At 40.2% G+C, this 20,888-nt stretch carries 16 protein-coding genes and 1 pseudogene; 10 read left to right on the forward strand and 7 right to left on the reverse strand.

Annotation, left to right across the window (positions count from 1 at the left end):
• Positions 1-35 precede the first annotated feature (35 nt).
• Positions 36-1,226 carry a coenzyme F420-0:L-glutamate ligase gene (locus RCG24_RS16870; protein WP_202654585.1) on the reverse strand — a complete coding sequence of 397 codons (1,191 nt, stop codon included), beginning with the start codon at positions 1,224-1,226 and terminating at the stop codon, positions 36-38.
• 129 nt (positions 1,227-1,355) lie between these two features.
• Between RCG24_RS16870 and RCG24_RS16875 the strand changes: the two genes are divergently transcribed.
• Positions 1,356-2,231: a LysR family transcriptional regulator gene (locus tag RCG24_RS16875; protein WP_202654584.1), complete on the forward strand. Its 876-nt coding sequence runs from the start codon at positions 1,356-1,358 to the stop codon at positions 2,229-2,231.
• 709 nt (positions 2,232-2,940) lie between these two features.
• On the opposite strand, the gene RCG24_RS16880 is transcribed toward RCG24_RS16875, so the two are convergent.
• Positions 2,941-3,678 carry a DUF3238 domain-containing protein gene (locus RCG24_RS16880; protein ID WP_308077527.1) on the reverse strand — a complete coding sequence of 246 codons (738 nt, stop codon included), beginning with the start codon at positions 3,676-3,678 and terminating at the stop codon, positions 2,941-2,943.
• 305 nt (positions 3,679-3,983) lie between these two features.
• Here RCG24_RS16880 and RCG24_RS16885 point away from each other — a divergent pair, with 305 nt between their 5' ends.
• A complete protein-coding gene (locus RCG24_RS16885) occupies positions 3,984-4,373 on the forward strand; it encodes a thiol-disulfide oxidoreductase DCC family protein (RefSeq protein ID WP_202654582.1) in 390 nt (129 codons plus the stop codon).
• A 257-nt stretch (positions 4,374-4,630) separates the two neighbouring features.
• Here the strand turns inward: RCG24_RS16885 and pruA are convergent, their stop codons facing one another.
• Complete coding sequence (gene pruA / locus RCG24_RS16890) at positions 4,631-6,262, reverse strand: L-glutamate gamma-semialdehyde dehydrogenase (protein ID WP_202654581.1); 1,632 nt, start codon at positions 6,260-6,262, stop codon at positions 4,631-4,633.
• Positions 6,263-6,616: 354 nt separating this feature from the next.
• Here pruA and RCG24_RS16895 point away from each other — a divergent pair, with 354 nt between their 5' ends.
• The 7 genes and pseudogenes from RCG24_RS16895 to RCG24_RS16925 all read left to right on the forward strand — a co-directional run bounded on the left by RCG24_RS16895 (position 6,617) and on the right by RCG24_RS16925 (position 14,493).
• Complete coding sequence (locus tag RCG24_RS16895; protein WP_308077528.1) at positions 6,617-6,763, forward strand: hypothetical protein; 147 nt, start codon at positions 6,617-6,619, stop codon at positions 6,761-6,763.
• A gap of 178 nt (positions 6,764-6,941) precedes the next feature.
• Positions 6,942-10,157 (forward strand): annotated as a pseudogene (locus RCG24_RS16900) (SNF2 helicase associated domain-containing protein).
• 319 nt (positions 10,158-10,476) lie between these two features.
• The gene (locus tag RCG24_RS16905; RefSeq protein WP_308077529.1) at positions 10,477-11,631 is read left to right on the forward strand and encodes a cadherin-like beta sandwich domain-containing protein; all 1,155 of its coding nucleotides are present in this window, start codon (positions 10,477-10,479) and stop codon (positions 11,629-11,631) included.
• Between the two features lie 27 nt (positions 11,632-11,658).
• Positions 11,659-12,114, forward strand: coding sequence for an APC family permease (locus tag RCG24_RS16910; RefSeq protein WP_235888103.1), 456 nt, complete (start codon positions 11,659-11,661; stop codon positions 12,112-12,114).
• Between the two features lie 328 nt (positions 12,115-12,442).
• Positions 12,443-13,324: a LysR family transcriptional regulator gene (locus RCG24_RS16915; protein ID WP_308077530.1), complete on the forward strand. Its 882-nt coding sequence runs from the start codon at positions 12,443-12,445 to the stop codon at positions 13,322-13,324.
• Positions 13,325-13,444: 120 nt separating this feature from the next.
• The gene (locus RCG24_RS16920; protein ID WP_202654577.1) at positions 13,445-13,816 is read left to right on the forward strand and encodes a CidA/LrgA family protein; all 372 of its coding nucleotides are present in this window, start codon (positions 13,445-13,447) and stop codon (positions 13,814-13,816) included.
• Positions 13,816-14,493 (forward strand): LrgB family protein, encoded by a 678-nt coding sequence (locus RCG24_RS16925; RefSeq protein ID WP_308077531.1) that lies wholly within the window; start codon positions 13,816-13,818, stop codon positions 14,491-14,493. Before RCG24_RS16920 ends, RCG24_RS16925 begins: the two co-directional genes overlap by 1 nt.
• A 68-nt stretch (positions 14,494-14,561) precedes the next feature.
• On the opposite strand, the gene RCG24_RS16930 is transcribed toward RCG24_RS16925, so the two are convergent.
• Positions 14,562-15,065, reverse strand: a complete 504-nt coding sequence (locus RCG24_RS16930; protein WP_308077532.1) for an SRPBCC family protein — start codon at positions 15,063-15,065, stop codon at positions 14,562-14,564.
• 516 nt (positions 15,066-15,581) lie between these two features.
• Here RCG24_RS16930 and RCG24_RS16935 point away from each other — a divergent pair.
• Positions 15,582-17,096 carry a malate:quinone oxidoreductase gene (locus RCG24_RS16935; protein WP_308077533.1) on the forward strand — a complete coding sequence of 505 codons (1,515 nt, stop codon included), beginning with the start codon at positions 15,582-15,584 and terminating at the stop codon, positions 17,094-17,096.
• An 89-nt stretch (positions 17,097-17,185) separates the two neighbouring features.
• On the opposite strand, the gene RCG24_RS16940 is transcribed toward RCG24_RS16935, so the two are convergent.
• The 3 genes from RCG24_RS16940 to RCG24_RS16950 form a co-directional block, all read right to left on the reverse strand.
• The gene (locus RCG24_RS16940) at positions 17,186-18,307 is read right to left on the reverse strand and encodes a M20 metallopeptidase family protein (RefSeq protein ID WP_202654573.1); all 1,122 of its coding nucleotides are present in this window, start codon (positions 18,305-18,307) and stop codon (positions 17,186-17,188) included.
• Between the two features lie 563 nt (positions 18,308-18,870).
• Positions 18,871-19,848, reverse strand: coding sequence for a hypothetical protein (locus RCG24_RS16945; protein WP_202654572.1), 978 nt, complete (start codon positions 19,846-19,848; stop codon positions 18,871-18,873).
• On the reverse strand, positions 19,845-20,789 hold the full coding sequence (locus tag RCG24_RS16950) for an ABC transporter permease subunit (protein ID WP_202654571.1): 945 nt from the start codon (positions 20,787-20,789) through the stop codon (positions 19,845-19,847). Before RCG24_RS16950 ends, RCG24_RS16945 begins: the two co-directional genes overlap by 4 nt.
• Positions 20,790-20,888: the final 99 nt, after the last annotated feature.

The following is a 20,888-nucleotide window of genomic DNA, read 5'->3' on the forward strand; positions in this document are numbered from 1 at the left end:
ATAACTTATAATAATGGTAAAAAATAGAACTGCTCTTATTTTGTATAGTTATCGAAGTAACCTTGAATATAGATCATGGGTGTTCCTTTGTCCCCGCTGCCGGAAGTCAAATCTGATAATGAGCCAATTAGGTCGGTTAATCGGCGGGGGGTAGTGCCTTGGGCTTCCATTGCACCAACTAGGTTTTCATTTTTATTTTGGATATATTCAGAAATAGCTTGTTTCAGCTCTTTTCCACTAAGGTGAGAGAAGTTGTTATCTGCTAAGTATTTTAGTTTCACTTCATTTGGTGTGCCGTCAAGTCCTTCAGTATAAGCGGGCGATACAACCGGATCGGCGAGCTCCCAAATTTTACCTACCGGATCTTTGAATGCCCCATCACCGTAAACCATTACTTCCACTGTTTTTCCTGTCACTTCTTTGAGCTTGGCCTGAATATTATCGACGATTGGCTGACAATTATTAGGGAATAGCTTGACACTGTCTTCCGTTGCTTTATTGGATCCAAGCAGGCCATAGGTCTCGTTAAATCCACTACCATTGATTGATTCCTTAAGAATATCATCCAGACCATAAACATTTTTAGCACCATTGGTTGTTAAAATACGTTTTGTTCTAAAACGGGAATGAATATCACAAGTTAAAACATTTTTGGTAAAGTCTAAAATGGTTTTTGGATTGTTTGAGAAGATAACTTCACAATTTGCGCCTTCCGCTTCTATTAAACTTTTATAATAATCAATATAGTCAACACCAGTGAATGGATGTTTGTTATAACCGAAATGCTTGCGGAAATCAGCTTCTGATAGTACATCTGTCCAAGGGTTGATTCCTTTTGTATCCAGTTCGTCAATATTTACCAGGTGATTCCCCACTTCATCAGAGGGATAACTTAACATTAAAACGATATTCTTTGTTCCTCTAGCAATCCCTTTTAAGCAGTTAGCAAAACGGTTGCGACTGAGAATTGGAAAAGTCACACCAACGGTTTCTTCCCCAAATTTACCCTTAATATCTGCTGCAATATCTTCAATCGTCGCATAGTTCCCTTGCGCACGGGCAACAATCGATTCCGTAACCGTGACAATATCCCGATTCTCAATCGAGAAACCTTCTGCCATTGCTGTATTTAATACAGTATTCACCACAATTTCTTCAATGTTATCGCCTTTTTTAATGATCGGTCCGCGAAGTCCTCGTACTACTGTTCCAACTACTCTTTCCAATATAATCTCTCCTTGATCAGAGTCTTATTTTGTTAAATTTAGTACAACTTTTCATTCGATTTAACTATAACCTTTTTAATGATATTAGTAAAATTAATGTTTATAATATTTGATATAAGGAGAGTTTATATGATTGGAAAATTAGATTTATATCGTATTTTTAACGTTGTAAGCCGAAATAAAAGTTTCTCAAAAGCTGCCCAGGAGCTATATATGACACAATCTGCGATTAGCCAATCCATCTCAAAGCTGGAGAATGAATTAGATATACAGCTTTTCTATCGAACATCAAAGGGCGTAGAATTAACAAATGAAGGCAATCTATTATATGAGCATGTGGACTCAGCAATAGGAATGATTGATGTAGCGGAAGGCAAATTATTAGAATTCAAACAATTGAAGATCGGGGAATTACGGATCGGGGTTGGAGACACAATCTCACGTTACTTTCTGTTACCCTATTTGGAGAAATTTCACTTCAGATACCCCGGAATCAAATTAACGATACTGAATGGAACATCAACAGAAATTTGTACTTTTATTAAATCTGGCAGGGCGGACTTAGGAATATGCAATTTACCGATACAAGATGAGCACATCCAAGCTATACCATGTAAGGAGATTCAAGATATTTTTGTTTGTGGAGAAAAATATAAACGAATGACGAAGAATCCGATTAGTTTTGAGTATTTAATGAAAATGCCGCTGATATTTCTTGAAAAAAAGTCAAATTCAAGAATCTTTGTAGAAAACTTTTTGAAAAGGAGGGGATTTCAGGTTTCGCCTGTATTCGAACTCGGGTCATATGATTTATTAATAGAATTTGCAAAAATAAACTTAGGCATTTCGTGTGTCATAAAGGAGTTTTCAAAGGGTTACATAGAAAGAGGAGAATTATACGAGGTATTGCTAGAAAATGAGCTTCCAAAAAGGAGCATTGGCATTTGCTATTTAAAAAATGTTTCGTTATCACGTGCTGCGAAAAGGTTTATCGAAAGTATTTGAAAAAGTGCCTGGCACCACCACATGTTGTCGAAACTTCGACATTATTCGAGGCGTGCCTTATTCAAGGATCTTTTGTCCATCCTTTGACGGGAATTTTGGCAAAAAAAGGGAGGCCCGTAACTTTCATGAGCTCCCCAAACACTAAATTATTACTTTATAAGTTTCGTTCGTTTTTAAATAAGACTTGGTAAGTCTAGGAAAGGGATTCTAAGGACATTCCTATGATATGTTAATTAGCCACACAATCATTGTTTTTACTAGATATGTTCTTATTGCTCGGCAAATGAGAAAAAAGGAAGATCCCAAGACAAACGGCAATTTATTTACATCTTCTGTGAAGATGTAAAGGACATAAATTTTATTATTACCTCCCTTCAATCTCTTATTGATATTTTTCAAACTTCAGCAGTAGCTGAGGTTTCTTTGAATATGGAAATATTTAAAAATCAAATGAATAAATGGTTGGCTGCTGTACCTAGTTATATCAAGTAATGCCTAAATATTTCTGTGTACGAAGGTTGAATATATAAAAGAATTTCTTAAAAAGGGACCTTCTTAGTCCTAGAATTCCAAGTATTTGGATTCCTTTTTTATTTACCAATTTCCAGTAGTTTCTGTAAACTAAAAAAAAGCTGTCTTGGAAAAGGTATTATTAAAAGACCTTCTGAGGCAACCTCTATTTTATTATTGGTGCCTATTAGGTAAATTATTAAAAATTAGATTTTGCCCAGCTTTTATTAGGCATTGGTGGAGCTAACCATTCTAACCCTTTAGTAGCAGCTTGATGCATTTTCTGGTATGAAGAACTGTTAGATCCCTTTAGGTATACTTCATGGTGCGGTGCTTGGTCATGTTCGCCTGATAATTTGTAATTACCATTACTATAAAATTCAGCATTAACATAGTAATCGATATCTAAAGATGTAACCAATGGATTTCCAACAGCGTGAGTAAGCTTGAATGTAATTTTTGACTTACCAAGATTTAGATTTTCTATATCTATTCCTGATGAGGAAGCTGTTCCGCTTTTTAGAAATTTTTTATTTTTGTCATAACCATGAGTTGTTCCAACAGATCTATTTAATCCTACTGAATTCCCTGCGGAACAAAAACAAATATTAACATCTGCTCTTGTTCTATAAGATGAAGCAGTTGCATTGTAACCTCTATCATCACCAGTAAACCAGCGATATTTAGAAAATAGATTTGGGTTTTCAACCCAATAATCAGCTAAAAATGTAGTATATCTAAGAGTCCATTGTTTTGTTGAGGCTGCTGCCGTTTCAAGTGAAAGAAATTTATATCCTTGAGTCTGAATGTTAATATTACTTATTTCTTTCACAATATTTATTTCATCATAATATGAGTCTTCTTTCTCTTCGGCAGTTAAAATAATATTATTCTTTTTAATTGATTCATCTAATTCCTTAATTCTATCCTTATCCATTAATTTTTTAGCAACAATGCTATACGTATAATTATCATCATGATTTATAGTAGGGTCTGTAAATTCACTATTATTAACGGTAGGCGATTTAAAACTGGTGTATAAGAAAAAGATGCAAGAAGCAAACTCAAGAAAAAGGCTGAGATTATAGCAAGTATTAAATTTCGTAACATATTATACATCCTAAAATTTTGGTATCATTTTCCATTAAATTGCACTATAATAGGGAAAGGTACTATCTAATCATTTTGGTCAAGAGTAATATTATATTAATAATACCTTAATTCTGTTAGGGGAGGACCATTATGGATAAAATTATTTTATTTGATGGGGAATGTAACCTTTGTGATCATAGTGTCCAATTCATAATTAAGCGAGACGATAAAGCTTTATATAGGTTCGCATCAATTCAAAGCAGTGTAGGAAGAGAAATTTTATTAAATTATAATGTTGATGAAAATACTGACAGTTTTATACTTGTTGAAAACAATCAATGTTATTATAAGTCTTCAGCAGCATTAAGGGTGTGTAAAAATCTAAATGGGGCTTGGAAATTCCTTTCAATTTTTCTGTTTTTACCAAGTGGATTTCGCGATTTTTTTTATGATGTAATTGCAAAGAATAGATATAAATGGTTCGGAAAAAAGGATAGTTGCATGCTTCCTTCACCTGAGATTAGAAAACGTTTTTTATAAAGTAATCACAGTATTAAAATTTCCACGACGGTACTAGGGGGAACATGTTCTTTGAATTAAATATAACATGTGTATATCATTCAGTATATAATATATATTTATTTAAAACTGTTTAGAAATTACCGGTTAAACAGGTGGTGAACTGTCCCACAAATGGGTGTGTCTTTTTAAATAAATTCCTAAAAACCGTAACTAAATGATCGAGCAAAAATTAAAAGAGGTTGAAACGAATACATTTCAACCTCTTTCTATTTAAATTATTCGGCATCCATAAATGGATAGGCAATTTCTGCGGTTGGAGCAAAGTTTTCTTTGATCACCCGCGGGCTGGTCCAACGAACCATGTTAAAGACAGAACCTGCTTTATCGTTTGTACCGGAACCGCGAGAGCCGCCGAATGGCTGCTGGTCAATCATCGCGCCGGTTGGTTTATCATTGATATAGAAGTTTCCGGCTGCGCCCGATAAACGGCGCTCCAGGTGAATAATCGCTTCACGATCTTGTGCAAAGATGGCCCCTGTTAGGGCATAGATAGATGCTGTATCAACAAGCTCTAAAGTTTCTTCTAATTGATCATTTTCATAAACATAAATGGTTAATACCGGTCCAAAGATTTCTTCTACCATTGTTTTGAAGTTTGGATTGGTTGTCACAATGATGGTTGGTTGAACGAAATAGCCAACTGAATCATCATAAGTGCCACCGGCAATAATTTCTGCTTCTTCAGAAGCGGCGGCATAGTCGATATAGCCTGTAATCGAATCAAACGCTGGTTTATCAATAACAGCACCCATGAAGTTGGTAAAGTCTTGAATATCGCCGACTTTAAGCTTCGCCGTTTCTTTCAGTAAACCAGCTTTCACTTCTTCCCATAAGCTGGCAGGGATGTATGCGCGGGAAGCGGCTGAACATTTTTGACCTTGATATTCAAACGCACCGCGAACGAGATTGGCTACCACTTTGTCTACTTGTGCAGACTCATGAACAAAGACAAAGTCTTTGCCGCCTGTTTCGCCAACTAGACGAGGATATGATTGATAGTTGGCAATGTTCTCGCCGACTGTTTTCCAAATGGTTTGGAACGTGCTTGTTGAACCGGTAAAGTGGAATCCGGACATCCGTGGGTCTGTTAATACCACTTCCGATACTTGTGAACCACGGGAAGGAACAAAGTTAATGACTCCTTTTGGTAACCCTGCTTCTTCCAATATACGCATAAAGTAGTAGTTTGATAGTAGGGCAGTTGTTGCCGGTTTCCAAACAACGACATTCCCCATAATCGCTGGTGCTGATGGTAAGTTCGCGCCAATCGATGTGAAGTTAAATGGAGATATCGCCAATACAAAGCCATCTAATGGACGGTAATCGGTACGATTCCAAATATTTTTCATGCTGCTTGGTTGAATTTGATAGATTTGGTTTGCACAGTCAACGTCATAACGTAAGAAGTCTACCAATTCTTGGGCAGCATCAATTTCTGATTGATAGGCCGTTTTGGATTGTCCTAACATGGTGGAAGCATTGATGAGATCGCGGTATGGACCAGAGATTAAATCAGCCGCTTTTAAGAAAATCGAGGCGCGGTGTTCCCAAGGCATATTGGCCCATGCTTCTTTCGCCGCCATCGCTGCTTCAATAGCATCACGCAGCTCTTTTTCCCCTGCTTGCGAATAGTTTGCTAAAACATGTTGATGATCATGTGGCATAACCACTTGCTTTATTGTATCTGTCTTGACATCTTCTCCATTAATAATCACAGGAATATCGATCACGATTTCAGATTGACGTTTTAATTCTGCCTTTAATGCTTCCCGTTCTTTTGTACCTGGAGCATAGGTATAACCAGGCTCATTTTTAGGTGTTGGGATTTTAAAAATTCCGTTACTCATTCTTTCACGTTCCTTCCTGTTTAAATTCTCTATTGCAATTAAAAAATTTACATATTTCACTTAATTATTATAACATAATTTTTCTACTAATGCGCTTTCTTTTGCCCCTTACTCAATCTGTACTCCTGCAGTATCTAGCATTATTCCAAACAATCAGCATTTTGCCAAATTCATCAACAGAATTCGGATGGTGACAGAGGCTCTAAAAATACAACCATTAAGGTTTATCATGTACATATTTTGGCAAGTCTAGTAACATAGTATTAAAATCTTAAGCTACTATTATAACTGGTAAGTTAAAAGAATTCGATAAAGTGAAACTTCCATCAGTGGGGTTTTCTTCATCCCCCACTGATGGTTAGTCCCGTTCTACTGACTCTAATCAAGGCAATCGCCTTGATAAGACTCATTACGAACCCGATTGGTTCAACTAAGCCGCTGAAAAAAACGCAGCGGCAAGTTTCACTGTATCTTACCAATCGGACCTTTACGGGCAGTTGATCCCCCACCTAGATTCCTTGTAGACTTTGACTCCCCGAGGTGGGGGGCTTACTGACCGTTAAGGCGGGATAAATATTTATAATCCGCACGGAGGACATTGATGTTTGAATCATTAACGGTTTCAGAAATTAAAAGTTTTTTTACTTCGTCTAATTATCGTAAGGGGCACAGCTATTATATGCAAGGCAAAGTGAAAGAGCTGGCCTACGACCCCGATAGAGAAGCTTGGTATGCGGTGGTCAAGGGGTCAAAGCGTTACCGGGTGGTTGTTTATGAGAGTGCGCTTGGTCTTGAGTGCGAATGCAATTGCCCAGCCTTTGATAGGTATGATCAGGAATGTAAGCACGTGGTCGCCGTGATGCTTGAAATTCATGAACAGTTGGCTGTTAAAGGAAATGCTTCTTCCCGAGATAGGAAGCTGCAAGCCATGCTAGAAGAGCGGGAGAGGATGCAGGAGGAGTACGCCAGACAACAGCAGGAAAGGCAATCCATTTATGTAAAGCAGCTCACCAATCAATTTATTGCTGTGCTGTCAAACCAGCAGGAAATTATCTACCAAGATGATTTGACAGAAAAGCAGCCATTGTTGGTGGAGTGGATTTGTAAAGTCAAACAAACGTATCAACACACCGTTCTCTCGTTAGAAATGAAGGTAGGCCATAAGCGAACGTATGTGGTGAAAAATATCGTGGATTTTCTCCGGGCGATCAGGTTGAAAAATCAGTATCCGTTCACGAAAACTTTTTCCTACGACCCGACTGAATATACGTTTACTGATCGCGATCAGGAAATCATTGACCTGCTGCAGGAGACGATTAAATATGAAGAAATGTACCGAAGCCTGCAATCTCCCTATGCTTACGGTACAACTTCAGATGTACGAGCGATAACAATTTCTCCCTTGCTCGCGGACCAGCTAGTCGAAAAGCTTGCGGCAAGGCCGATCACATTTCAAAGTAGGGACAATGTTTATCATCAGTTGAACTTCCATATACATGAACTTCCTTTTTCCATGCAACTGGATAAAGGCAGCAAAGCAGCCTTTCAATTAGATGTTTCTGAATTTGGGTTTGTTGATTACCTTGATCTGTATGGTTATGTGGTGAAGGACAATACGCTTTATAAACTCACAGCGATACAACAAACGTTTGTCAAAGAAGTAAAGAAACTTGTCCAGCTGGCGAGTACCCCTGTTATCCCCATTAGTCAGGAGCAGATTGTGCCGCTTCTTTCTTACGCCGGTCCTGTGTTGAATGAGGTGGGGCGACTTGAGATTGCGGATAGTATCTCAACGAAAATAATGAAGTTCCCACTAAAAGCTAAGGTATATGTGGACTGTATCGATGATCTCCTGCACGTGACGCTGGAGTACCATTACGGTGACCACATGATCAATCCCTTTTTGCACCAGCCTGTAAAGCCAGAGATGGATGCCATCTTAATGAGGGACAGTGAAAAGGAACAAATGATTATGAATGTCCTCGAATCGACTCAGCTGAAGTCGAATGGGCAGCTACTTTACTTGGAAGGGGAAGCGGAAATTTTTGAATTTTTATATGAAATCCTTCCAAGATTAGAGGAGATGGCAGATATTTTCTTAACGAAACAAGTTAAATCCCTTATTCTTCCAGAACAGCGGAGCCCTGTGACTCATGTCGATGTGGATTCTTCCGGTAATTGGCTGGACGTCAGCTTTGTAATGGATGGGATTGAGCAGGCGGATATTGAGCAGATCCTTTTGTCTGCCATTGAAAAAAAGAAATACTACCGCCTGCCTAACGGTGCATTTGTGCCACTTGAATCAGAGGAATTCCAACCCATCCGGAACATCCTGCATGATTTCCATATTAAGCCGGCGCAGTTGAATCAAGAGTCCTTCCGGCTGCCGCTTTATAGAGGGATGGAACTGGAAGAACTGGTTGCAGGAAAAAAAGGGAGTAAGGCGAAATTTGGAAAATTATTTCGGCAATTGCTTACCCGCCTAAAAAATCCGGAGGAACTGGACTTTGAGGTTCCTGCTTCATTGCAGGCTGAGCTAAGGGATTATCAAAACTACGGCTATCAATGGCTGCGGACTTTGCAATATTACGGATTTGGCGGGATTTTGGCGGATGATATGGGCTTGGGTAAAACGCTGCAGGCCATCGCATTGTTAGCAGCAGATCAAGAGAAACAGGAGGATCATCAGCCATCGCTTATTGTGGCGCCTGCTTCACTGGTCTATAATTGGAAAAATGAACTGGAGAAATTTGCACCGTCCTTACGAGCGGAAGTTTTGATTGGGTCTCCAGGGGAACGGTCGGATATGCTGCAGTGTGCCACCCCTCCCGATATTTGGATCACCTCCTATCCAACGCTGCGTTAAGACAGTGACTATTATCGGCAGCATGCCTTCCGCATGTTGATCTTAGATGAAGCACAGGCGATTAAAAATCATGCAACCAAAACAGCGAAGGCTGTACGGGATATTCAGGCAGCTACCCGGTTCGCGCTTAGCGGGACGCCGATTGAAAATTCCATTGATGAGCTTTGGTCGATTTTTCAAACGATTATGCCGGATTTCTTTCCGAACCAAAAGGCTTTTCGCCAGCTGCCGACGGAAAAGGTAGCAAAAATGATTAAGCCATTTTTACTGCGAAGGGTAAAAAGGGATGTATTAAAGGAATTGCCGGATAAAATTGAAACAGTCCATGTTTCCGACCTTACGAAACAACAAAAAGAGCTGTATCTGGCCTATTTGGAGAAAATTAAAACAGAAACGGCAGATTCGCTTCAGGGAGAAGGTTTTCAAAAAAGCCGAATGAAAATTCTTGCCGGGTTAACAAGACTCCGTCAATTATGCTGCCATCCTTCATTATTTTTAGAAAATTATAAAGGAGACTCAGGCAAGCTCCAACAACTCATGGACCTTGTTGTAAATGCTCTTGAAAATGGTAGGAGATTACTGATTTTCTCGCAATTTACGAGTATGTTGCAGATCATTCGTGAATCATTGGAAACGGCCGGCATTACCTTCTTTTACCTAGACGGACAAACCGGTTCAAAGGAACGGGTTCAATTGGTTGAACGGTTTAATAATGGGGAAGTGGACATCTTTCTTATCTCCTTGAAGGCTGGAAACACAGGACTGAACTTGACGGGAGCGGATACGGTTATTTTGTATGATCTTTGGTGGAACCCGGCTGTCGAAGAACAGGCTGCGGGACGCGCCCATCGAATGGGACAAAAGAATGTTGTCCAAGTCATTCGCTTAATTACAAAGGGCACCATTGAGGAAAAAATGTATGAACTCCAAGAGCGGAAGAAAGAACTTATTGAAACCGTCATGGAACCAGGTGATCAGGCCCTGTCGAGAATTACGGAAGAGGATATACGGGAGATCTTGAATATATAGATCTATTTGCACTATAGATCCCCAAGACATGCTGAATCCCTCAAAAGTCACGAGCGTTTTCGGCTCATTTATAAATTTGGATTTTTCCAAAGGGTGCAATTCCACTGTCCCTCTCCGAAGTTTGTTGAATCTATCGGCATTTTTCGGTGCGTGCCAGGCCCTGTTCTTTGAGTGGGGGTTCTTTCATCCCCCACTTTTTGTGTTCCATAATACCATGGCTAACTTTATCGGACAAAAATTAAGAATTTGTTAAGCTTGGAATGGTAAAGTTAATCCAACATGTACGATTGAGATAAATAGTTGATTGGAGGATTAGCTGATGGTAAACCCGAGAAAATTAAAGATTTTACTTGCTGCCTCGGTGATCGGATTAGGAACGGTTAGTTACATCCCACATACTTATGCGGAAAGTCAAACAAAGGTCCAAACTGCACTGGAGGAAAATCTGCTGTCAAAGCTAGAAATGAAAGGACTACAGCTTGATCAGGCGTTCTCCCCCGATGTAAAGGCGTACTCTGTTACGGTGGATAATGAGGTTCAGGAGATAAATTTGCTTTTAAAAAGCAATCATTCGGGCTCTCAAATTACCGTTAATGGGAAGCCTGTGGGAAATGGTACTTATGGCACTTATTCACTAAAAACGGGGGAAAATATTTTCATCATCACCGTCCAAGACGGCACGGGTGCCTCTGGTACTTATAAGCTTACCGTTACCAGAAAACAAAATGGAAATAACTTGCTGAAACACATCAGACTATCAAATGGGGTGCTGTCCCCTAGTTTTTCTTCCAGTATTACAAGTTATAATATTGAAGGGTTGAAGGACAAAACGAAGTTGAAACTAGTTCCGACCGCTGCCGTGACAACATCAACCATTAAAGTCAACAACAAGTCAGTTTCAAACAATGGTATTACGGTGGATATTTCTGCCGGCGAAAGCGATATCCGCATTACCGTTACTGCAGAAAACGGAAAAACGAAAACCTATACCTTACATGTCAAACGATCGGCGAGTAATGATCCGTCACCGGCAAAATCAAACCCAGGCACGGGGGCAACTAAGAAACCTGCCGCCGGTTCTTCGTCCGGTACAGGCATAGCAAACAATCAAAAAGGTTCCCAAGCTGTTTCAGGACAGAAAACGACAACAGGTACAACCGAACAGACCACAACCAGTACCGAACAAAAAACAACTAAGGCGATGCTGTTCTCTCTCAGCGTTTCTACAGGCACGTGGGATAGCTCTTTTGTAAAGGACGAATTTACTTACCATATTGCTGTCACGAAAGGAACAAAGAAAGTCACCATTTCCCCTGTGGCAGCATATAGCAGTTCAACGATAAAAATCGAAGGAGACACGAAAAAAACCATTCAGTTAGAAGCCGATAACAAAACAGTTGTTTCGGTGGTAGTCAAATATAGTGACGATGACCGAAAAACCTATGTCCTTGTGTTTGATCGAAAATCATCATAATATACCAGGTGCCATAGGAGTATGGATATGGCACCGGGAATTACCGGACAAGCTAGTGCCTCTCGTCTGATGTTCAGCATGGGCCGTGATGAAGTTCTGCCGAAGATGTTTTTTACCTATTTACATCCAAAGTTTAAAACGCCAGTTCTTAATATTTTGTTGATATGTACGATAAGTGTTGTCGGGGCACTATCGCTTCAGATTTCCCTTGTTGCCGAATTAATGAATTTTGGCGGATTAACCGGCTTTATGTTCGTCAACCTGTCTGTCATCGTTTATTATTACTTCCGTAAAAAGGAGAAAAAGTTCATTCGCTATTTCCTAATTCCGGCCCTAGGGTTTATCATTTGTTTTTATTTGTTTATCCATCTTTCCGGAATCACCTTAACAACAGGCTTTGCGTGGCTGGCAATTGGATTGATTTATTCACTCATCAGCACGAAGGTATTGAAAAAAGCCCCGCCCATTATGGAGGGTTTGTAAAAGAGATTTATGGGATATTTTGTTTAAGAAAGTGCAGTGGGGTTTTGGCGATCCGCTGCACTTTTTTTCTCTGCAAACCAGAGAGTGGAAGGGAAAAAGAGCGCATGGGGCGGCTTGGTGACACAAACTAGCGATCAATATCCTACATTTCTTACTGAGGCTTTCACTAACCCCAAAAATATAAGTGCCTGACACTGTCTGTTATTTTAAGAAATTCTTCTAAACAATTAGGTGGTGCAGGCACTTCCTATTGATTTAAGCTTTATATTTTGGTACACCATAGATTATGAATCCAGGAATGATTGATAAACACCAGGAGGGATCTGCATTGGAACTAAGACAACTAATGTATTTTATTGAGGTGGCCAAGCATAACAGCATTACCAAAGCAGCGGAACATTTGCATATTTCTCAACCGGCTTTGAGTAAGTCGATTATGTCATTGGAAAACGAATTGGGGACAAATTTAATGATCCGTTCCAATAAAACAAGCCATTTAACGGATGCTGGAAATGTGGTATTGGAATATGCCCAAAAAATGACGGCACTGGTAGATGAAATGCAATTAACCCTCAGTGATTTGACGAATCTCTCTATAGGACAGTTAAACATTGGATTACCACCCTTTATTGGAAGCTTATTTTTCCCACAGGTTATGGCGAAATTTCACCGGGCATACCCCAATATTAAAATGGATATTACCGAATATGGCGGGGCCAGGGTGGTGAAGAGTGTCGAAGAAGGCGAATTTGAGCTTGGTGTGGCCGTACTGCCTCTAAATGAGCAGATCTTTAATGTCTACCCCATTGTCGAGGAGGAAATGAAGCTGATTGTCCATCAGAGCCATCCGTTAGCGACACGTCAGGAAGTAAATATAAAGGACTTAAAGGATGAGGAATTTATTTTTTATCATGAGGAATTTGCCTTAAACGAAATAATTCGCAATCACTTTTTTATTATTGCTGGATTTGAACCCAACATCCTGTTTAAAAGCTCCCAGTGGGATTTGATGTCAGAGATGGTTGCTGCCAATTTGGGATTAACGATTTTGCCACAGTCCATCTGTGAGCGGCTGTTGGCCAAGGACATTGAAATTCTCAGCCTGAAACCGACCATCATGTGGCGGCTCGCTGTCATTACCAAAAAGGGACGCTATCTTTCCAATGCAGGCAGGACATTTATTGAATTCATTTTAAACGAAAAATTATAACCCAAAGTTATGAAACATATTCTTAATATGTATTTTACGAATGGCAGAAAACGTCGTAATATTGACTCCTAGTTCATATACAGCTATGGAAACTTACACATAAAGGAAGGTTATCTTACATTGAAACTAGGAATCATTATTATACAAGTATTATTTTTACATGTTTTTCTCTTTTTGGGTGTGGTATTAAAACAAGTCATACCCCTGCCAATCCCCGCCTCCATGTTCGGGTTAGGTCTGCTGTTTCTCGCTCTAAGCTGTCATATCATAAAAATCGAATGGGTGGAACAAGGGGCAACTTGGTTAATGGCAGAATTACTGCTATTTTTTATTCCTTCAGCAGTGGGAATTGTCAATTACCAGCAAATCATCAGTATGCAGGGAGTAGAAATTGTTGTACTGATTGCTGTTAGTACCATGATTGTAATGGGGATGACTGCCCTGACTGCTGAAAAAATTACGGCCAGGAAGAGGAGTAGTGAACAGCATTGATGATGGTTGTATTTACGTTAGCGACATATATCATTTATATATTTGCCAAAAAAACCTATGGAAAAATAGCCATTCCTTTTTTTCATCCATTATTGTTGGCGCCGATTCTATTGATTGTACTTATTTCCATCACACATGTCTCAGCTAATCAGTACTTACAGGATTCGAAATGGCTGTCACATATGCTTGGCCCTGCCACGGTAGCTTTTGCCGTGCCTATATATAAGAACCTGCCAATTGTAAAAAAATATATTGGCACCATCATTGTCAGCATTACTGCTGGAACACTTGTAGCGATTTTTACAACATTGCTGTTATCAAAATTGATTCATTTAAAATATGATTTTATTATCTCCATCCTGCCACGGTCGATTACGACACCAATCGCCATTGAGGTGTCAAAGGAAATTGGCGGCTTGCCAACCCTGACGACTGTTTTTGTGATTATAACCGGTGTCATTGGCGGTGTTGTTGGCCCAAGTGTTCTCAAATGGCTGTCCATTAAAACACCGATTGCCAGAGGTCTCGCCTTGGGGATGGGAGCACACGGTGTCGGTACCAATAAGGCGATGGAATACGGAAAACAAGAGGCAACGTTTTCTTCCTTAGCGATGATTTTTGCCGCTTGTATCACCTTGGTTTGGGGGGTGCTGCTGATTCCTTTTTTACTAAATTAGCAGCTGTTTTTCACAACTGCTCCATGAAGAAGTTGATGGCAGATGGGAAGGGTCAGTTCCTTCATACGTTAAGGTAAAAGTGAACTGGCCCCTTTTTGGTGAGTGGACTTAAGATTATAAATTATTTTCAGTTCATTCTCTGTTAATCTGGTAGCGATGGCGGTAACAAATTCTTCCGTTACTTTAGGAAGATACGACTTTAATGCCTGATTGACCAGTGGCCCCATTGGTCCACTGGCAGTGATTTCAAGCAGGCCCGTTATTCTTGTTTTGTTAGGAGCAGTTGCTTCTGCCAAGAAAAATCCCTCACCTGTGAATTTCTCATTGATGCCTTTTAAATTGAAGCTAACCTTTGTCGGTTCCACCCATTCTTTTATCGTTACCATCAGACTGATTCTTTTCTTAATAAATCCAATAATACTATTAAATTCCCAACTGGACTGACGGTTCGTGTATCTCCGATGTTGAATATATCCTGGTATAAGCGGCGCCCAGTTATCCATATCCTTAACAAACTCCCAAACCTTTTGAATCGGTAAATCCACCTCAACTTGATACATCCCGTTTGGCATACCTTTTCCTCCTTTCCATTGCAATATCAGACGTTCATTTATTTATATGTTTTTGTGGTCAAAGGGGGATTTGTACCGCGTTAGTTCTGGCGAGTTTTAATATTGGAGGCATAATTTTTCAATATGTGTTATAAATGTGAAGAATCTACCATATTTTTATAAAAATGCAACAAAATATTTTACAAATTTGTGAACTGTTATATAATACATATAAGGGTTTTGAAAACAACTAAAACAAATGATGTTAGAACAAAGTCCCAACCAATGGAAGAATATAGGTTGAGCTTTGTTTTTCTGTTTGTTTGAGTCTTGCAGCGGTCTCTTATTTTTTCAACATATAAATAGCTTATTAACTATATTAAATGTTTCAAATCTATAAATAATAGTGATAGACTATAATAAGGTTATAAATGATTCAGGAAAGATGCGTGACCAGGTTGCGCTCTAGCATGTTTGACGTCTAACCGGGGGAAACTGCACCTTTTCTGCAAATCTTAGGGGATAAGGATGGGGAAAATGAGTAGCAAACAAACTGAGACAGACGTTATCTTAATTGGTGCCGGAATCATGAGTGCCACCTTGGGGACGCTCTTGAAGGAATTGGTACCGGACTGGAACATTACTGTGTTTGAGAAGCTCGATAATCCTGGGGAGGAAAGCTCTAACGAGTGGAACAATGCGGGAACGGGGCATTCTGCATTATGCGAGCTAAACTACACTGTCGAAAAACCGGATGGTTCCATTGATATTAGTAAAGCAATTCGAATCAATGAACAGTTTCAGGTTTCCAGGCAGTTTTGGTCTTATCTTGTAAACAGCAAATTGATACGTGATCCACACGAATTTATCATGCCGCTGCCTCATATGAGTTTAGTACAAGGGGAAAAAAATGTATCATTTTTGAAAAAACGTTTTCAAGCGCTAACGAACAATCCTTTGTTCCAAGGGATGGAGTTTTCCGATGATCCGAAAAAATTAAAAGAGTGGATTCCGCTTATTATGGAAGGTCGCACATCGAAGGAGCCTATCGCGGCTACAAAAATCGACTCTGGCACTGACGTTAACTTTGGAGCTTTAACGCGGTGTTTGTTTGACCACTTAAAGAATCAAAACGTAGATATTAACTATAGACATCAAGTTGAGGATATAAAACGAACTGAAAGCGGTTCATGGGAATTGAAGGTATGGAATATCGATACTGGCAGCATTGAACGCCATTCGGCCAAATTCGTCTTTATCGGTGGCGGCGGCGGATCCTTGCATTTACTGCAAAAAACCGGTATTCCTGAAAGCAAACATATTGGCGGTTTTCCGGTAAGCGGACTATTCCTCGTATGCAACAATCCGGAAGTTATCAAGAAGCACCATGCAAAGGTATACGGAAAAGCTGCAGTTGGTGCTCCGCCAATGTCTGTGCCGCACCTTGATACACGATATATCGACAATAAAAAATCGTTGCTATTTGGACCGTTTGCCGGGTTCTCACCTAAATTCTTAAAAACCGGTTCAAATATGGATTTAATCCGGTCGGTAAAACCGAACAATGTGATCACGATGCTGGCAGCTGGTGCAAAGAACATTCCATTAACAAAGTACTTGATTCAACAGCTTTTGTTATCGAAAGAAAAACGGATTGAAGAATTGCGGGAATTTATTCCGAATGCCAAAAGCGAAGATTGGGATATCGTCGTCGCCGGCCAACGTGTACAAGTTATTAAAGATACAGTTGTCGGCGGCAGAGGAACGCTTGAATTTGGCACGGAAGTTGTCAGTGCCGCTGATGGTTCAGTCGCGGCATTACTCGGCGCCTCTCCAGGTGCTTCTACGGCCGTTCACGTTATGCTTCAAGTGATTAAAAAATGCTTCCCGCAGCATCTAAGTGAGTGGGAACCAAAAATAAAAGAAATGATTCCATCTTATGGCCTGTCACTGGCAGAAAATCCCGAACTTTTCCACGAGGTTCAGACTTCAACCGCACGGGCACTTGGCCTGAGCGAAAAAGTTCAGTTACAGGTAACGGCCAATTTTTAGATAATAGAGGGGCTGCCCAAAGGTTTTTACGCCTAACCTTTGGACAGCCCCTTTTGATTTCGAAAATTTGGCGCTTAATCGAGATCCGGTTAGTCCTCGCTAATACCTGCAATTCCTTTAAATACCTCACAGGCGATTTCAATATTTTCATCACGAAAATCATATTCAGATGTGTGAATATGAGGATAATCCTCCCCATTTCCGACGAAAAAGAAGGCCGCTTTGGCTACTTTAGCATAGTGACCAAAATCCTCGGAAGGCCGCAGTGCTTCTTTCATTTCATAAAGGGCGATCCCCTTCTTTTTGGCAACAGCACGAACCTTATCCACGCACTCCTTATCATTTTTCGTTTCAGGGAATGAGTCACTATATTCAATCTTAACTTTTAAACCAGCTTTTGCAGCTTCCTCATGAGCCAGTTTTTCCAAGCTGCCGCGGAGTTCTTCCAAATCTGCTTCATATAAGGCCCGAATCGTCAACAGCAGTTCCCCTTTGGACGCAGACATGCCGAATGCTCTTTCCCCAACGTTAATTTGGACAATGGTGCAAAGTAATAAATCTTTCCTGTTTTCCGTCAATCCAGGAATCGCATCAATGATTTTCGCAATCGCAAACGAAGGATTAATCCCCGTTTCCGGTTGGCTTGCATGAGCCGGTGCCCCTTCAAATTTAATAATCATCCCGGTGGAAGCACATTGAATATTGCCATCAAGGACATTTACCGATTGGAATGGCATCCCACTCATATTGTGATAACCATAAATTTCTTCAATCTTTTCGTCTTTTAACATCGACAGACATTGAACCGCGCCATTGCCGACTTCTTCAGCAGGCTGGAATAGGAAGAAAATGTTTTTGTCAGCCCCTTTTTGGTCGACTTCCAAGGCAAAGCCTGCTAATGTAGCGGAGTGACCATCATGTCCACATTTATGTGCCTTTCCCGGGAATTTTGAAGCCCATGGGAGATCAATGACCTCATCCATCGGCAAGGCATCAAAATCAGCTCGGAAGGCAATATTCGGTTTATTATTGCCAGCCTGATAAATAGCATAAAACCAATTTCCTTTATCAACAATTTTCAGGTTGCTCGTATGAGTTTGCAAGAATTCTAATAAATGTTGCTTTGTCCATACTTCTTCATTGGAGAGCTCTGGATGTTCATGTAATTCATGCCGTAATTGAATCGCTAAAGCTAAATTCCTTTGATCCATTTGAAATCACTCCTAATATAGCTTTGATGGCTTGTTGGCTCGAACCTGTCAGCAAACACCTAAGTTTATTGGCAAGTCCCCCACCCTTTCGTAAGCGTGGATGGATATCATGTCATATAGTCAAAAATTTCGATGTGCGGGAATTTTTTTAAGTCCCGTTCTTATTTCATCGGTAACCAAACATGAATAAATTATATTGATTATCGAATTTTTAAGCAAGGGACAAACACGCCGCAAATGGTATTACTGATTTAGTAATTTGACAAATAACTTCTGAAACAAGCGTTTAGCTTTCAAACCAGAACCTCCTGTTAAAACTGGGAGGACGAAAAAGGCTGTCTTAAAAGGTGTGCCAGACACCATTGAGACAGCCTCTTTGTATAATTTTATAATTTGGTATTGTAGAGACGACCTGACTACGAACTTGTGCGGCTGAAATTTTCACTGTTCCTAGAAGTAGCCTAAGTACCCTGACAGCGGATGTTTTCCTAGTCTCGGTCAAGTAGAAGCAGTCTAGGTGCCCGGACCACAGAAATTTACCTTTTGGGATATCCTCGCTCTATTTAGTGGTTTCGGGCCTGCCCCAGTGCTTCTCGTTTCATCGTCCGCCGCCAAGAAAAGAACGGTTTTCTTGGCAATAGCAAGCCCTTGTATTTTCTTGAATGATATTCCAATATTCCCTCCCCTAAAGCGACAAAGGAAAACATCGATAAGGTGATCATCAGCGAGCTGAATAATGGCACCCATGGGTAGGCATCCATATCAATTAACACATCAAACAAAAACATCGGCCAAATCAGTGCAGTGTTATCAATTAAGTAAGAACCGTCTATTTGCTGTAAAAAAGTCTGTGAAATGAATATTCCAAAGATGCCAAGCTGCCCCAGCAAAAATAACATGCTGCCCAAATGCTGGATAAAATAAGCGACCCACTGCGGGTAGCAGCCTGGCCAATAATATCGTTTCCACAAGCCCCAAACCCGTGAACCCGATACAATCCCTGCTTCATAAAAGGTTTCTTTTTGAATAAGTGAAACCCCTTTATATACCACTTCCCCGACTTTTCCTAATTCAAAAATAACCAAAAAGCTGATCATCCAAAACGCCCGGTGTGGTGAAAGAATAAAGAAGGGAATCGTTGAAATGATCACAAGATAAAAGAATACGGGTATGCGGGAGAATAGGTAATTCCATCCCTGCAATAGGACCCGGAAAAATTTCACGTGGGCGGCGGCGACACCGAAGGGAAGCGCCAGCAAAAAAGTAATCAACGAAATCGTAAACACAGTTGTTAAGGTACTGCGGGTGCCCATGATCAAGGCACTGTAGATATCTCGTCCCTTCTTATCAGAACCTAATGGGAATTCCTTACTTGGTGGAAATGGCGGCAGGATAAAATCCAAATTGCTCTCCGGCCCGACAATATAGCTATGAGGGGTGACATCTCGGTCAACATTGGGCAAATACGGTCCAAACAAAAAAATGAAGGCGATGAAACCGCAGCCGATAATGCCAATCCATAAAGAGAGTATTCTCCTCATGAAGCCCTGCCCCCTTTTTTAGGATTAAGAAAATATTCCAAGATTTGGCCAGTCCATTGGGCAGCCAGCAACAGAACCATCACTAATAAACTAAAGCCAATGACAGCAGGCACGTCAATTGGCAATGCCTGTCCAGCGGCAAACTTGCTCTTCAATTGGATGGCTGCTATTAATCGATAACCTATTCCATGGTACGATGTTAAAAATTCTACGACGAACATGCCGGAAAATAATAGTAAAATAATTGGCATATAGTGCTGCAGCAATTTGGGATAACAATTTTTTAGCATATGCTTCCAAAGGATGGTACGGTCAGGAACCCCTTTTGCCTTTGCGGTATGAACATAGCCCTTTTCTTCTTCCTCTTCTAATGCTTGAAACGTATACCTGGCAATCACAAACGCTGGATACATGCTTAAAAATACGATCGGAAATAAAAAGCTGTACCATTCCTCATTCCCATACATCCGCAATCGTGGAAAACCGTGACTCATTGCTAAAGATAACAGGGTCTGGACAAGGAAAACCAGAAAAAAATCAGGCACGGCCTGCCCCAGCCAGGTCGATCCCCTGCCGAAAAAACGCCCTAGTTTGTTTCGCTGCAGCCGATAATCAAATACACCTTTTGTAATACCGAGAAGGATGCTGAGAAACATGGCAGGAATCAAAACGACCATACTGCGTTTAAAGTAAAGCCACAGTTCAACCTCAACAGGCTGGTTAAAAACCGTCGTTCCAAGGCTTTTTGTCGTTTTCACTTCTTCTGCGTAATGATAGATATTGTTTTTATAGTTATCCCAAGTAAAATGGTAGGACATCACATCTTTAACACCCACTCGTTGGGATTGTGTATCTCTCGGCAATAAAACAATTAAGATCACAATGAGTGCCATACTAACCCAAAGTAAAAGGCTGCCAAAAAGGCGAAAAAAGAGATTCATATATTTATATACCTCCAAAAATTGGGGATAAAAGTATGCTGATTTCATTGTATTACAGATTAGTCTGTTAATTCAAACTATATCCAATTTCTATCTCTT

It is taken from the genome of Neobacillus sp. OS1-32 (genome assembly GCF_030915425.1).
Lineage (GTDB): Bacteria > Bacillota > Bacilli > Bacillales > Cytobacillaceae > Neobacillus > Neobacillus paridis.

Coding starts and splice junctions, on each gene's coding strand:
- RCG24_RS16875 (WP_202654584.1), top strand. CDS start 1,356: ATGATTGGAAAATTAGATTTATATCGTATTTTTAACGTTGTAAGCCGA.
- RCG24_RS16880 (WP_308077527.1), bottom strand. CDS start 3,678: ATGGATAAGGATAGAATTAAGGAATTAGATGAATCAATTAAAAAGAAT.
- RCG24_RS16885 (WP_202654582.1), top strand. CDS start 3,984: ATGGATAAAATTATTTTATTTGATGGGGAATGTAACCTTTGTGATCAT.
- pruA (WP_202654581.1), bottom strand. CDS start 6,262: ATGAGTAACGGAATTTTTAAAATCCCAACACCTAAAAATGAGCCTGGT.
- RCG24_RS16895 (WP_308077528.1), top strand. CDS start 6,617: ATGGTTAGTCCCGTTCTACTGACTCTAATCAAGGCAATCGCCTTGATA.
- RCG24_RS16905 (WP_308077529.1), top strand. CDS start 10,477: ATGGTAAACCCGAGAAAATTAAAGATTTTACTTGCTGCCTCGGTGATC.
- RCG24_RS16910 (WP_235888103.1), top strand. CDS start 11,659: ATGGCACCGGGAATTACCGGACAAGCTAGTGCCTCTCGTCTGATGTTC.
- RCG24_RS16925 (WP_308077531.1), top strand. CDS start 13,816: ATGATGGTTGTATTTACGTTAGCGACATATATCATTTATATATTTGCC.
- RCG24_RS16930 (WP_308077532.1), bottom strand. CDS start 15,065: ATGCCAAACGGGATGTATCAAGTTGAGGTGGATTTACCGATTCAAAAG.
- RCG24_RS16935 (WP_308077533.1), top strand. CDS start 15,582: ATGAGTAGCAAACAAACTGAGACAGACGTTATCTTAATTGGTGCCGGA.
- RCG24_RS16940 (WP_202654573.1), bottom strand. CDS start 18,307: ATGGATCAAAGGAATTTAGCTTTAGCGATTCAATTACGGCATGAATTA.
- RCG24_RS16945 (WP_202654572.1), bottom strand. CDS start 19,848: ATGAGGAGAATACTCTCTTTATGGATTGGCATTATCGGCTGCGGTTTC.
- RCG24_RS16950 (WP_202654571.1), bottom strand. CDS start 20,789: ATGAATCTCTTTTTTCGCCTTTTTGGCAGCCTTTTACTTTGGGTTAGT.